Origin of the sequence: Neorhizobium fuzhouense (genome assembly GCF_042611105.1) — a bacterium.
Taxonomy (GTDB): domain Bacteria; phylum Pseudomonadota; class Alphaproteobacteria; order Rhizobiales; family Rhizobiaceae; genus Neorhizobium; species Neorhizobium galegae_A.
Genome location: NZ_JBHFFP010000004.1, coordinates 189,112 through 201,775, shown reverse-complemented (window position 1 = coordinate 201,775; position 12,664 = coordinate 189,112). Strand labels below are relative to the sequence as shown.

The window sequence follows — 12,664 nt, the reverse complement described above, 5'->3', positions numbered from 1 at the left end:
GGTTCAAAGGAGGAGAAACGAATGACGCATTCATGGCTCAACCCCACGCGCCGTGGGTTCCTGGCCGGCACCACGGCCATCGGCGGCAGTGCCCTTCTGGGCATTCGCCCGGCATCGGCTGCCGTCAACTGGAAGAAGCACGCCGGCACCACGCTGGAAGTCAATCTGGTCAAGAGCCCGCGCAGCGAGACGCTGATCAAGTATCTGCCCGAATTCGAGGCGCTGACCGGCATCAAGGTCAACGCGGAGGCAACGCCCGAGCAGCAGCAGCGCCAGAAGGTGGTGATCGAGCTGTCTTCGGGCAAGCCGAGCTTCGATGTCGTGCATCTGAGCTACCACGTGCAGAAGCGCCAGTTCGAAAAGGGTAAGTGGCTGGCCGATATCAGTGGCTTCCTCAAGGATCCCTCGCTGACCGATCCGTCGCTCGTCGAAAGTGATTTTGCCGAAGCCGGGATGCAGTTTGCCAAGGATCAAGCCGGTGTGCTGCGCTCGCTTCCCTTCTCGGTGGATTACTGGATCGTCTACTGGAACAAGGAACTGTTTGACGCCAAGGGCCTCAAATACCCGCAGACTTTCGAGGAGATGGTCACGGCGGCGGAAAAGATCACCGACCCGTCGACCAATACCTATGGTTTCGTCGCCCGCGGCCTGAAAAATGCCAATACGCCGGTCTGGACTTCGTTGATGCTCGGATACGGCGCAAAGCCGATCGGCGCCGACGGGAAGCTTTCAACGGACAGCAAGGAGGCCGTGGAGGCCGCCAAGCTCTACCAGCGCCTGATGACGAAGGCGGCCCCTCCCGGCGTCTCCGGCTTCAACTGGGCAGAAGCGCAATCGGCCTTCCTGCAGGGTAAGATCGGCATGTGGTTTGATGGCGTCGGTTTCGCGCCACCGATCGAGAATCCGGAAAAATCCCGCGTCGTCGGCAAGGTCGGCTATGGCGTGATGCCGAAGGGTCCGGCCGTCCAGGCCGCAGGCACGTTCGGCGATGGCCTCGGCGTTGTGGAAGCCAGCACCAAGAAGGAAGCTGCCTACCTGTTCTGCCAGTGGGCGATCTCGCATGACATGGGCGCCCGCCTGCTGCAGGCCGGTGCCGGCGTTCCCTTCCGCCAGTCGATCCTGGAAGACCAGAAGGTGCGCGAAGGCGTGAAAATGCCGGCGGCCTGGCTCGATGCGGTCGTGGGCTCCGGCAAGGTGTCGCAGCTGGCGCTGCCGGTGATCATTCCGGTGACGGAATTCCGCGACACCTACGGCGTTGGTCTCACCAACATGATCGGCGGTGCCGATCCGGCGGCAGAACTGAAGAAGGCGACGGAACAGTTCGCACCTGTTCTGGCGCGAAGCGAGGGATAATGGTCTCCGTGAGCATGGAAAACACATCGGCCGGCACGCGCGGCGCCAAGAGGAGCAAGCCCGCGCGGCTTGCTCCCAACTACTGGCCCTTCGTCATTCCGGCCCTGGTCGTCATTTCGGCCGTGATCGTCTTCCCCTGGGTATTTACCCTGTGGATGAGCGCGCATCGCTGGACGCTCGGCCAGGAGCAGAGCTTCATCGGGCTGGAAAACTATATCCGGCTGGCAGGCGATGGGCGCTTCTGGGAATCTCTCTGGCACACGCTGATCTACACCGTGTTGTCCGTGGTGGCGCCGCTGTTTCTGGGAACGCTTGCAGCCCTGGTGTTCGATGCCGAGTTTCCCATGCGCGGCTTCCTGCGCGGCGTGTTCGTCATGCCGATGATGGCAACCCCGGTTGCCATCGCCCTTGTCTGGACGATGATGTTTCATCCGCAGCTCGGCGTCCTCAACTACCTGCTTTCCTTCATCGGCATCGGCCCGCTCGAATGGATCTACAACCAGTCGACCGTGATCCCCTCGCTGGTGCTGGTGGAAACCTGGCAGTGGACGCCGCTCGTCATGCTGATCGTTCTCGGGGGGCTCGCCGCCGTGCCACGCGAGCCGTATGAAAGTGCCGAGATCGACGGCGCCAATGCCTGGCAGAAGTTCCGTTATCTCACCATGCCGATGATCGCGCCCTTCCTGATGATTGCGGTGATCATCCGCTCCATCGATGCGGTGAAAAGCTTCGACATCATCTATGCGATGACACAAGGCGGGCCGGGGACGGCTTCCGAGACGATCAATATCTACCTCTACAACACGTCCTTTGCCTATTACGACATCGGTTACGGCTCGGCCATGGCCGTCGTCTTCTTCATCGCCATCATCGTGCTTTCCTTCGTGCTGTTGATGGTGCGCCAGAGGGCCAACTGGTCCGAGATGGAGGAACGCTGATGAAGCGCAAGACCCTTAACCGGATCGGCCTGTTCTTCGTGTCGCTCGTGATGATTTCGCCGGTCATCCTGTTCTTCCTCTGGATGATCTCGCTGTCGCTCAAATACGAGATCGACAACGGTGCCTATCCGCCGATCTTTATTCCGGAACGGTTTGCCTGGTCGAACTATGTGAAGGTTTTCGAGGAGAACAATTTCTTCCTCTATTTCTGGAATTCGATCCTGGTGACCGGAGCTGCCACGCTTCTGGCGCTGGTAATCGGGGTGCCGGCCGGCTATGGCATTGCCCGGCTGAAGGCTGAAAAATCGGCGGTGATCATCATGATCGCCCGCATGACGCCCGGCCTTTCCTTCCTCATTCCGCTGTTCCTGCTGTTCCAATGGCTGGACCTGCTCGGCACGCTCTGGCCGCAGATCATCATCCATCTCGTCGTCACGGTTCCGATCGTGGTGTGGATCATGATCGGCTATTTCGAGACGACGCCGAAGGAACTGGAGGAAGCCGCCAGCATCGATGGCGCCTCGTCCTGGCAGGTGTTTCGCCTCGTGGCGCTGCCGATTGCCAAGCCCGGCATCGTCGTATCCTTCATCCTGGCGGTGATCTTCTCCTGGAACAACTTTGTCTTCGGCATCGTGCTGGCCAGCCGCGAAACGCGCACGCTTCCGGTTGCCGTCTACAACATGCTGTCCTTCGAACAGGTCAGCTGGGGACCGCTTGCGGCGGCAGCCCTGATCGTCACGCTGCCGGTGCTCTTGCTCACCATGTTTGCGCAGAAACAGATTGTTGCGGGTCTGACCGCCGGCGCCGTCAAGGGCGGCTGACACATAGCCCGATAGGGCTCATTACGGGATCATCACAATGGCACCAGTCAATATTTCAAACGTCCAGAAGCGCTTTGGCGCAGTCAACGTCATTCATGGCATCGACATCGACATCAAGGATGGCGAGTTCGTCGCCCTGGTGGGTCCGTCGGGCTGCGGTAAATCCACCCTGTTGCGCATGATTGCGGGGCTTGAGGAACTGACCGACGGCGAAATCCGCATCGGTGCGCGGGAGGTCAGCAACCTGCCGGCGCGTGACCGCGATATCGCCATGGTTTTTCAGAACTACGCGCTTTATCCGCACATGACCGTCAAGGACAATATGGGCTTTGCGCTGAAGTTGAAGAAGGTGAGCGCCGAGGAAACCAAGGTCAAGGTGGATCGCGCCGCCTCCATTCTCGGCCTTGAAAGCCTGATGGACCGCTATCCGCGCCAGCTTTCGGGCGGTCAGCGCCAGCGTGTGGCCATGGGCCGCGCGCTGGTGCGCGATCCGCAGGTTTTCCTGTTCGATGAGCCACTGTCCAACCTTGACGCCAAGCTTCGCGTGCAGATGCGCGGCGAGATCAAGGCGCTGCACCAGCGGATCGGCACCACCACCATCTATGTCACCCATGACCAGGTGGAAGCCATGACCATGGCCGACAAGATCGTGGTGCTGCATGACGGGGTTATCGAGCAGGTGGGCGCACCGCTTGACCTTTACGATCGCCCGGCCAATCTCTTCGTCGCCGGCTTCATCGGCTCGCCTGCGATGAATTTCATCCATGGCCGGGTGGAGGAGGGCGTGTTCCGCACGCTGAACGGTCTGACATTGCCGCTGCCGGCTGCGGCAAACCCTGCAACGCTAGGCGGTCGCAAGCTCGTCTGCGGGATCCGGCCGGAACATATCCGGGCGGTGACGTCCGGCGGCATCGAGGGGCGGGTGGAACTGGTCGAAGGCACCGGCTCGGAAATCTATGCCAAGCTTGCCTGCCGCGGCGATGAGATCGCCTGCCTGTTTCGCGAAAGGCTCGACGTGCGGTTTGGCGATACCATCCAGATCGCCATCGATCCGAACAGCATGCATCTGTTCGATGCAGAAACCGGCAGGCGTCTCTGATCATGACGAAGGGTGTGGAGCCGGTCGTCATCCGGGCGGTCCATCCGCCCGGTCGCGTGCTGTGCGTCGGCGCGGCCGTGCTCGATACGCTGTTTCGAGTGCACGAGATGCCGCGCGGCGAGGGCAAGGTTCTGCCCTATGCCATGGAGCAGATTGCCGAAGGCATGGCGGCGAGTGCCGCTTATGCCGTGGTCTGCATGGGCGGTCGCGCGAGCCTCTGGGGTGCGGTCGGCAATGACGAGACAGGTTACCGCATTGTGCGGGAGCTTGCCGAGAGCGGCATCGACACCGATGGCATGACGATTGTCGATGGCGCCCGCTCGGCCTTGTCGACCATCCTTGTCGATGCGGCGGGTGAACGGCTGATCGTGCCCTTTTACGATCAGAAGCTGCACGCAACAAAACGCTCCTGCACAGCAGAGGACCTTGCCGCCTTCGACGCGGTGCTTGTGGACGTGCGCTGGCCGGCCATGGCGCTCGATGTGCTGACGGTGGCACGCCACCTGGGTAAACCCGCCATTCTGGACGGCGACGTTGCACCGGTGGAAACGCTGGAAAAGCTGGCGCCGGCTGCAACGCACATTGTCTTTTCGGAGCCGGCCGCCAGAAGTCTGACCGGTGCCGAAGATGTCGCCGCGATGGTCTCTCTCCTGCACGCGCGGTACCCACAAACCTTCATCGCCGTGACGGCGGGGCCGGCCGGCTGTTACTGGGCAGAACCCGGTGTGTCCGGTATCGCCTTTGAACCGGCACTTCCGATCACGGCTGTCGATACGCTGGCGGCGGGCGACATTTTCCACGGTACGTTTGCGCTTGCTATTGCCGAGGGCATGGCCTCCCGCAAAGCCATTCGCCTCTCTTCCGCCGCTGCCGCCCTCAAATGTACCGTTTTCGGCGGACGCCTGGGCGCGCCAAGCCGGCTGGAGACAAATGCGCTTCTGCAGGCGCAGGAGCGGGCCGAGGCGGGAGCTCAGGCCTGACGGCATGCAGCGGCTCAACCGGGTGCCGCTTCTGCGTCAGCGGGCAGGTGATAGCCCCGCGCGCCTTTTCGGCGGGCGAGCTCGAGAAACAGGTCCACGGCGTCCTCTTGCCTCGCGAAATGGTGGTGCCTGGACTGCCCCCTCTTTCCGATGCGCCCCCAGGTCCGGATCAGACAGATGTCGCCAAACAGGGTCGTGGTGATATCCAGCGCGTAGTAGCGTGCCATGTTTCGGGCACCGTCCCGTCGTTCGACGTAAAGACTGTAGGTTTGTGTGCTCATGCCGAAAGAGTCGGACATCCTGCCGGTAACGTCCAACGAGACTTATGAATCGATTGCGCCTCACCGATTCATAATGGTGACGTATTCTGCAGACGGACGACGCTTTGAGGGCTGAGCCTGCCGAAGCCACGATGCCATTCCCGGTTTCACGACCGCGTCGGTTCTTCCTTGCGATGCCGAAGGCCGGTGCCATAGGCGGCCAGAAAGACGGCAACGCCGGCTTCGATCAAGGCATCATACTCGGCCTGCGATGGCGGCTTTATCGACAATGCCCAGTTCAATGGCAGGTCGGCCTTCACGAGGCTCGAAAACTGCTTCACCGCAAGATCGATATTGTCGATGCGGAAATATCCATCCGAAATGGCCTTTTCGAAGAAGGCGCGCAATTCCGCCTGTTCCCGCCTTGGCCCGCCATTCATGAAGATCTCGGTAATGGCTGGAAAGCGCGAGGCATTGGTCATGATGAGGCGATGGAAGGCGAGTTTCTTGTCGCTGAGAAAGATCGCGGTGAACCGGCGCGCGATGGCGCGCAAAGCGGCCTCGATATCCGTCACCGGCTGGTCCCTGTCCCAAAGGGGCGGTGGCCTGTGGGTCTCGAACTCCTCCTCCATGAGGCCGTAAAGCAGGGCTTCCTTGCTCTCGAAATGGGCATAGACGGTCGCCTTCGAGACGCCGGCCGTCTGGGCAATCATGTCCATGCTGGTCAGATCATAGCCTTGATCGAGAAAACTTGATCGCGCGGCCTGCAGAATGAGGCGCACTTTCGCATTCTTTTTTTTCCCGATTTTCGGCGAGATTTCGGCCTCTTGGGCCTGCTTGTCCGCGACAGCTTTCATGCTTGCTTTGTCTCCGTTCGAACTGAACGGTTCGGTTCACTCTTGACTTTGATATATGGGCCTGCAATCTGACGCAAATGAACTGAACGGTTCGGTTCAATTTGGTTGCAGCACATGGTCAAGCCCCCGGTCCTTTCCCTGCCAAGCCCACACTTTGCGTGGGTTCCGCATCGCATCATTGCCGTTTCAACCCTTCTCATCCTTTCCGGTTGCACAGTCGGACCCCATTTTCACGTGCCCTATGCGCCTGACGTTACCGGCTATACCCGTGACAGTCTCGGCAAAACCAGCCAGGCGTCCGCCGCCGGCGGGCAGTCGCAGCGTTTCGCGGTGGGGACCGATGTGAACCCTGCCTGGTGGACACTGTTCAAGTCAAAGCAGCTGAACGCTTTTGTGGAAGAGGCCGTCCGCAACCATCCAGATGTCGCGGCAGCACAATACGCGCTAAGGGCGGCGCGTGAAACAGCACTTGCTGAACAAGGCGGGCTGTTTCCCCAGGTGAGTGCCAGCGCGTCTTCGACGCGAGAACGCACGGCCGCCAGCGGCAACGCCTCTGCCTCCCTCTATACCCTGCACAATGCGTCGGTCGATGTGTCCTATGCGCTGGATGTCTTTGGCGGCACGCGCCGGCAGATCGAGGCCAAATGGGCGGCTGCGGAATACCAGCGCTTTGAACTGGAGGCGACCTATCTGGCGCTTACCGCCAATGTCGTGACGTCCGCGCTCACCGATGCCTCGCTCAGTTCTCAGATTGAAGCCACCCAGGATATCGTCCGGCTGCAGCGGGAACAGCTGGAGCGTATCCAGCAACAGTTCAACCTCGGCGCCGTGCCCGCCTCCGACGTTCTGTCGCAGCAATCGACGCTTGCCCAGACGGAGGCGACGCTGCCCTCGCTGCAGAAGCAGCGTGCCCAGACCCGCAACGAACTGATGGCCTATCTCGGCCGCCTGCCAAGCCAGGATCGCGGCGAAAGCATCAAGCTTGCCGATCTGCATCTGCCGCAGGCGCTTCCGGTCAGCCTGCCGTCGGCGCTCGTGCGCCAGCGGCCCGATATCCGGGCGGCTGAAGCCACATTACATGAAGCGACCGCAAGCGTCGGCGTTTCGATTGCCAACATGCTGCCGCAGATCAGCCTCAGCGGCAGCTATTCCTCAACCGCCGGGACGCCGTCCGATCTCTTCTCGGCCAATTCCATCGCCTGGAGTGTCGCAGGCTCGGTGACACAAAAGCTGCTTGACGGTGGATCGTTGTTTCACACGAAGGAAGCGAGCGTCGCGACCTTCGAGCAGGATCTTGCCAAGTACAAGAGCACGGTCATCACCGCCTTCCAGGATGTCGCCAACAGCCTGCGGGCGATCCAGTACGATGCAAAGGCGCTGCAGGCCCAGACGGAGGCGGAAAAGGCAGCCAAGGCAAGCCTGACCATGGCCGAGGAACAGTACAAGACTGGTGCCGTCGACTATCCGACCGTCTCCAGCGCGCAGCAGACCTATCAGAACGCGGTGATCTCTCGCGTGAAGGCCCAGGCCACCCGCTACACCGATACCGTCGCGCTCTACCAGTCGCTGGGTGGAGGCTGGTGGAACCGGCAGGACGAGACCGAGCAGTCGCAGCCCCGTGTCAAGCCGGGCCGGTTTGCCGGGCCGGACCAGATCTCCTCCCGATAATCGTTCAACAGTATTTTAGAAGAAGAAGGTCCAAACGCGATGATCAAGCGAATGGTGATCATGCTGCTTGCCACCGGCGCTGTCTTTGGCGGGCTCTACTGGTTCCAGAACTTCAAGTCCGGCATCATCAAGCAGGTCATGGCGAGCATGAGCAATCCGCCGCAGACCGTCTCGACCGCGATTGCCGCCCGCACCGACTGGCAGTACGAACTCGATGCCGTCGGCACGCTGAAGGCTGCCAATGGTGCCGATCTGGCACTGGAAGTGTCCGGTATCGTCAAGAATATCAGCTTCAAGTCCGGCGATACCGTGACCGCGGGGCAGACGCTTCTGCAACTGGCGGCAGAGGAAGACGTTGCAAAGCTTGCCTCGCTTCAGGCAACGCTGGATAACTATGTCATCACCCTGCAGCGCGACAAGGCGCAGCAGCTGATCAAGGCTGTCAGCCAGGCCACCGTCGACAGCGATACGGCCAATGTGCGCAATGCCCAGGCGCTGGTCGACCAGCAGAAGGCCGTGGTGGCGCAGAAGACGCTGACCGCTCCCTTCGGCGGCCGTCTCGGCATCCGCTCGGTCGATCTTGGCCAGTATCTGACGGCCGGCACCACGGTCGTCACCCTCCAGTCGCTCGACCCGCTCTATGTCGACGTCTACCTGCCGCAGCAGGCGCTTAGCCAGCTGAAGGTGGGCCAGGAGGTCAATACCTCGGTCGACGTCTATCCGGGCCGCGTCTTCAAGGGCGAGATCTCGGCGATCAATCCGAAGGTGGACACCACGACGCGCAACGTGCTTGTTCGCGCCACCATCCAGAATTCCGATGGCGCGCTTCTGCCCGGCATGTTCAGCCGTGTTGTTATTGCCGTGGGCTCGGTGCAGCAGCTTGTCACGCTGCCGCAAACCTCCATCGTCTACAATCCTTATGGCGACAGTGTCTTCATCGTCGGCGACAAGAGCAAGAGCGATCAGCCGCAGGATGTCGTCCGCCAGGTTTTTGTGAAAACCGGCAGTGTGCGCGGTGACAATGTCGCGGTCGTCGATGGCGTGCAGCCGGGCGATAGCGTGGTCATCGCGGGGCAGATCAAGCTTCGAAACGGAACGCCCGTCAAGGTCGACAACAGCCACGTACCGCCAGCCCAAGACGCGCCTGCGATCACGGATCAATAGGACAGCTCCCATGAAAAGCTTCACGGATATCTTCGTGCGCCGGCCCGTTCTGGCGCTGGTGGTGAGCGCGCTTATTCTCGTCCTCGGCCTGAAGTCGATGACGTCGCTTTCCATCCTGCAATATCCCCGCACCCAGAACGCCACGGTGACGGTGACCACCACCTATTCGGGCGCCGACGCCGACATCATTGCTGGCTTCATCACGACACCGCTGGAAAATGCCATCGCGCAGGCCAACGGCATCGACTACATGACGTCGACCAGCAAGACCGGCACGAGCACGATTACCGTCAACCTTCGCCTCAACTATGATTCCGGCAAGGCGCTGACGGAAATCAACACCAAGGTCAATTCGGTGATCAACCAGCTGCCGAGCAATGCGCAGCAGCCGGTGCTGACGCTGTCGGTCGGGCAGACCATCGATTCCATGTATATCGGGTTCAAGAGCGATGTGCTGGCGCCCAACCAGGTGACCGACTACCTGACCCGTGTGGTGCAGCCGAAGCTGCAATCGGTGAAGGGCGTCCAGACGGCCGAACTGCTCGGTGCCAAGAAGTTTGCGCTGCGGGCCTGGATCGATCCGGTGAAACTCGCCGCCTATGGGCTCAGTGCTTCCGAAGTCTCCACGGCACTGACCAGCAACGATTACATCTCCGGTCTTGGCACGACCAAGGGGGAGCTCGTTCAGGTCAATCTTTCCTCCTCGACCAACCTGCATTCGCTCGACGAGTACAAGAACCTCGTCGTCAAGCAGACCAACAGTGCCATCATCCGCCTGAAGGATGTTGCCAATGTTACTCTCGGAAGCGACGATTACGACAGCGTCACGAGTTTCAACGGCCAGTCGGCCATCTATGTGGGCATCCAGGTCGCACCAACCGCCAACCTTCTCGATGTGATCAATGGCGTGAAAGCGGTGCTGCCCGATATTCAGGCGCAGCTGCCGGCCGGCCTGACGGGCACGGTGATTTACGACTCCACCGCCTTCGTCAACAGCTCGATCGACGAGGTGATCCACACGCTTCTCGAAGCGGGCGTGATCGTCACCATCGTGGTCTTTGCCTTCCTCGGATCCTGGCGGTCGGTTCTCATCCCCATCGTTGCCATTCCGCTGTCGCTCATCGGGACGTTCGGCCTGATGCTGCTGATGGGCTTTTCGATCAATCTTCTGACGCTGCTGGCACTGGTTCTGGCCATCGGCCTGGTGGTCGATGACGCGATCATCGTCGTCGAAGGGGTCAACCGGCATATGGAAGAAGGGATGTCGCCCTTTAATGCGGCGCTCCAGGCGGCCCGGGATCTGGCAAGCCCGATCATCGCCATGACGGTGGTGCTGATTGCTGTTTACGTCCCGGTCGGCTTCCAGGGTGGGCTCACCGGCGCTCTCTTTACGGAATTTGCCTTTACGCTCGCCGGTGCCGTCACCGTCTCGGCCGTCATTGCGCTGACGCTGTCACCGATGACCTGCGCAAACCTGCTGAAGCCTATTCCCAAGCACGGCACGACGATGGAAGCGCGCATCGTTCATGCCATCGACCATTTCATGGAGAGGTTGAGCCGCGGTTATCGCCGGGCGCTGGAGGGCACGTTGAACACGCTGTCGGTGGTGGTCGTCTTTGCGCTCATCGTGCTCGGCAGCATCTATTGGCTCTATGCCTCCTCCACCAGCGAGCTTGCGCCGGAAGAAGACCAGGGCGTTATTCTGGGCCTGACCACGGCATCCCCGACCTCGACGCTGAAGCAGAGGCAGTTCTACTCGCAGCAGGTTTATGACGTGCTGAAGCCGAAACCGGAAACAAATCTGGTCTTCCAGATCGACGCCCCCGGCCAGTCCATTCTCGGCTGGGTGCTGAAGCCGTGGGATCAGCGGGAAAAGACCACCAAGATGCTGCAGCCACAGGTGCAGCAGGAGTTCAACCAGATCAGCGGCGTGCGCACCGTCGCCTTCCAGACCTCGCCGCTTCCCGGCAGCAACGGTCTGCCGATCCAGTTCGTGCTGACCACCACCAACGATTTCCCGCAGCTGAATGATGTCTCCGGCGCCTTCATCGCGGCAGCGTTGAAGACCGGCAAGTTCATCTTCCTCGACAATGACCTGAAGTTCGACCAGCCGGAATCGCGTGTCGTGTTCGACCGCGAGAAGGCATCCGAGCTTGGTTTGAGCATGTCGGATGTCGGCAGCTCGCTCGCCACCATGCTGGGCGGCGGCTACACGGGTTATTTCAGCCTCGACGGCCGGTCCTACAAGGTGATCCCGCAGGTTCAGCAGATGTCCCGCCTCAACGCCAAGGATGTGCTGAACTATTACATCAAGGCAAGCGACGGCAGCAGCATCCCGCTCTCCACCATCGCCCATATCGAGACCAAGGTCTCGCCGCAGTCCTACAATCACTTCCAGCAGGTCAACTCCGCCACCATTTCCGGCGTGGCCATGCCGGGTGTGGCCATGGGCGATGCGCTGCAGACGCTGAAGCAGCTGGCGGCCGACACTCTGCCGCCCGGCTATTCGGTGGATTACGGCGGCCAGTCGCGCCAGCTGGAGCAGGAAGGCGGCGGCTTCGTCACGACCTTTGCCTTCGCGCTGATCATTATCTTCCTGTCGCTGGCTGCCCTGTTCAACAGCTTCCGCGATCCGATCGTGATCCTCGTCTCAGTGCCGATGTCGCTTGCCGGTGCGCTGATCTTCATCAGCCTTGGCCTCGGTGGCGCCAGCATCAATATCTACACGCAGGTGGGGCTGGTCACATTGATGGGGCTCGTCAGCAAGCACGGCATCCTGATGGTGGAAGTGGCCAACGAGCATCGCAACGCCGGCAAGTCGAAGCGGCAGGCCATTGTCGAAGCGGCTGAAATCCGCCTGCGTCCGATCCTGATGACCACCGCTGCCATGGTGCTTGGTGTCATTCCACTGATCACCGCGTCCGGCGCCGGTGCTGCGTCGCGCTTCAACATGGGCCTCGTCATCGCTTCGGGCCTGTCCATCGGCACGCTATTTACGCTCTTTGTCGTGCCGGCGGCCTATGTGCTGATTGCCAAGGGCGGTGTCGCCAGCACCGAACCGGAGACTATGCCCGCGGCCGTGCCCGAGCATTCCTGAGGATGCCAATGGCCTCCGGACAGTAATGTTCGGGGGCCATTCGCGTCGACCGCTTAAGGTTGCGCCTATGCCGCTCTTCGCAGAATCGGCAACGGGTGAGTCGGGGGAAACGAGGGCATTTGGGAGCCTCATTTCCCTCGACGCAGCCGATTTTGCCGCCCTTGCTTCAATCAGGCAGTGGATAGAGCGCGCCAGGGCGCGATTTTCTAAATCCCGTCAACACATTGGTAAGGTTCGTTTAAACGCTGATTCACCGAGGGCCGGCGCAAAACTTGTGGCGCTATCAACACCCCATCGCCGGTAAGCGCCTTGTTCCAATTGCCGAATCGCAGATAATAACGCTTAAGAGGCAACAAAGGCCTCAAAACCGTTATATCCAGGGCATCGGGTCCATGAACGCTAATATAGGCTTCCTGCCAAAGGAGAG

The 12,664-nt window shown here is 60.8% G+C and carries 11 protein-coding genes; 8 read left to right on the top strand and 3 right to left on the bottom strand.

From position 1 onward, the window contains the following. The first annotated feature begins 21 nt into the window (after positions 1-21). Genes ACEXP3_RS09645 through ACEXP3_RS09625 form a run of 5 tightly spaced genes read left to right on the top strand, consistent with a single transcriptional unit; the run spans position 22 to position 5,191 of the window. On the top strand, positions 22-1,353 hold the full coding sequence (locus ACEXP3_RS09645; protein WP_377297063.1) for an ABC transporter substrate-binding protein: 1,332 nt from the start codon (positions 22-24) through the stop codon (positions 1,351-1,353). Continuing rightward, positions 1,353-2,291 (top strand): carbohydrate ABC transporter permease, encoded by a 939-nt coding sequence (locus ACEXP3_RS09640; RefSeq protein ID WP_377297062.1) that lies wholly within the window; start codon positions 1,353-1,355, stop codon positions 2,289-2,291. The genes ACEXP3_RS09645 and ACEXP3_RS09640 overlap by 1 nt, the downstream gene beginning before the upstream one ends. Next, entirely contained in the window at positions 2,291-3,112 is an 822-nt protein-coding gene (locus ACEXP3_RS09635; RefSeq protein WP_377297061.1) for a carbohydrate ABC transporter permease, read from the top strand. The genes ACEXP3_RS09640 and ACEXP3_RS09635 overlap by 1 nt, the downstream gene beginning before the upstream one ends. A 37-nt stretch (positions 3,113-3,149) precedes the next feature. Beyond that, positions 3,150-4,211, top strand: a complete 1,062-nt coding sequence (locus ACEXP3_RS09630) for an ABC transporter ATP-binding protein (protein ID WP_377297060.1) — start codon at positions 3,150-3,152, stop codon at positions 4,209-4,211. Between the two features lie 2 nt (positions 4,212-4,213). Continuing rightward, positions 4,214-5,191: a sugar kinase gene (locus ACEXP3_RS09625; RefSeq protein WP_377297059.1), complete on the top strand. Its 978-nt coding sequence runs from the start codon at positions 4,214-4,216 to the stop codon at positions 5,189-5,191. A 14-nt stretch (positions 5,192-5,205) separates the two neighbouring features. Here the strand turns inward: ACEXP3_RS09625 and ACEXP3_RS09620 are convergent, their stop codons facing one another. After that, positions 5,206-5,472 carry a WGR domain-containing protein gene (locus tag ACEXP3_RS09620; RefSeq protein WP_377297058.1) on the bottom strand — a complete coding sequence of 89 codons (267 nt, stop codon included), beginning with the start codon at positions 5,470-5,472 and terminating at the stop codon, positions 5,206-5,208. A gap of 146 nt (positions 5,473-5,618) precedes the next feature. Next, positions 5,619-6,308 carry a TetR/AcrR family transcriptional regulator gene (locus ACEXP3_RS09615; RefSeq protein ID WP_377297057.1) on the bottom strand — a complete coding sequence of 230 codons (690 nt, stop codon included), beginning with the start codon at positions 6,306-6,308 and terminating at the stop codon, positions 5,619-5,621. 114 nt (positions 6,309-6,422) lie between these two features. Here ACEXP3_RS09615 and ACEXP3_RS09610 point away from each other — a divergent pair, with 114 nt between their 5' ends. The 3 genes from ACEXP3_RS09610 to ACEXP3_RS09600 are packed head-to-tail and all read left to right on the top strand — an operon-like array spanning position 6,423 to position 12,237. After that, entirely contained in the window at positions 6,423-7,976 is a 1,554-nt protein-coding gene (locus ACEXP3_RS09610) for an efflux transporter outer membrane subunit (RefSeq protein ID WP_377297056.1), read from the top strand. 39 nt (positions 7,977-8,015) lie between these two features. Continuing rightward, positions 8,016-9,140 (top strand): efflux RND transporter periplasmic adaptor subunit, encoded by a 1,125-nt coding sequence (locus ACEXP3_RS09605; protein ID WP_377297055.1) that lies wholly within the window; start codon positions 8,016-8,018, stop codon positions 9,138-9,140. A gap of 10 nt (positions 9,141-9,150) precedes the next feature. Beyond that, entirely contained in the window at positions 9,151-12,237 is a 3,087-nt protein-coding gene (locus ACEXP3_RS09600; RefSeq protein WP_377297054.1) for an efflux RND transporter permease subunit, read from the top strand. A 206-nt stretch (positions 12,238-12,443) separates the two neighbouring features. On the opposite strand, the gene ACEXP3_RS09595 is transcribed toward ACEXP3_RS09600, so the two are convergent. Continuing rightward, on the bottom strand, positions 12,444-12,664 hold a 221-nt coding region (locus ACEXP3_RS09595; protein WP_377297053.1), incomplete at its 5' end, for a hypothetical protein.

Bases quoted from the DNA above. Each gene is read 5' to 3' on its own strand.
- ACEXP3_RS09645 (WP_377297063.1), top strand. From the start codon at position 22: ATGACGCATTCATGGCTCAACCCCACGCGCCGTGGGTTCCTGGCCGGC.
- ACEXP3_RS09640 (WP_377297062.1), top strand. From the start codon at position 1,353: ATGGTCTCCGTGAGCATGGAAAACACATCGGCCGGCACGCGCGGCGCC.
- ACEXP3_RS09635 (WP_377297061.1), top strand. From the start codon at position 2,291: ATGAAGCGCAAGACCCTTAACCGGATCGGCCTGTTCTTCGTGTCGCTC.
- ACEXP3_RS09630 (WP_377297060.1), top strand. From the start codon at position 3,150: ATGGCACCAGTCAATATTTCAAACGTCCAGAAGCGCTTTGGCGCAGTC.
- ACEXP3_RS09625 (WP_377297059.1), top strand. From the start codon at position 4,214: ATGACGAAGGGTGTGGAGCCGGTCGTCATCCGGGCGGTCCATCCGCCC.
- ACEXP3_RS09620 (WP_377297058.1), bottom strand. From the start codon at position 5,472: ATGAGCACACAAACCTACAGTCTTTACGTCGAACGACGGGACGGTGCC.
- ACEXP3_RS09615 (WP_377297057.1), bottom strand. From the start codon at position 6,308: ATGAAAGCTGTCGCGGACAAGCAGGCCCAAGAGGCCGAAATCTCGCCG.
- ACEXP3_RS09610 (WP_377297056.1), top strand. From the start codon at position 6,423: ATGGTCAAGCCCCCGGTCCTTTCCCTGCCAAGCCCACACTTTGCGTGG.
- ACEXP3_RS09605 (WP_377297055.1), top strand. From the start codon at position 8,016: ATGATCAAGCGAATGGTGATCATGCTGCTTGCCACCGGCGCTGTCTTT.
- ACEXP3_RS09600 (WP_377297054.1), top strand. From the start codon at position 9,151: ATGAAAAGCTTCACGGATATCTTCGTGCGCCGGCCCGTTCTGGCGCTG.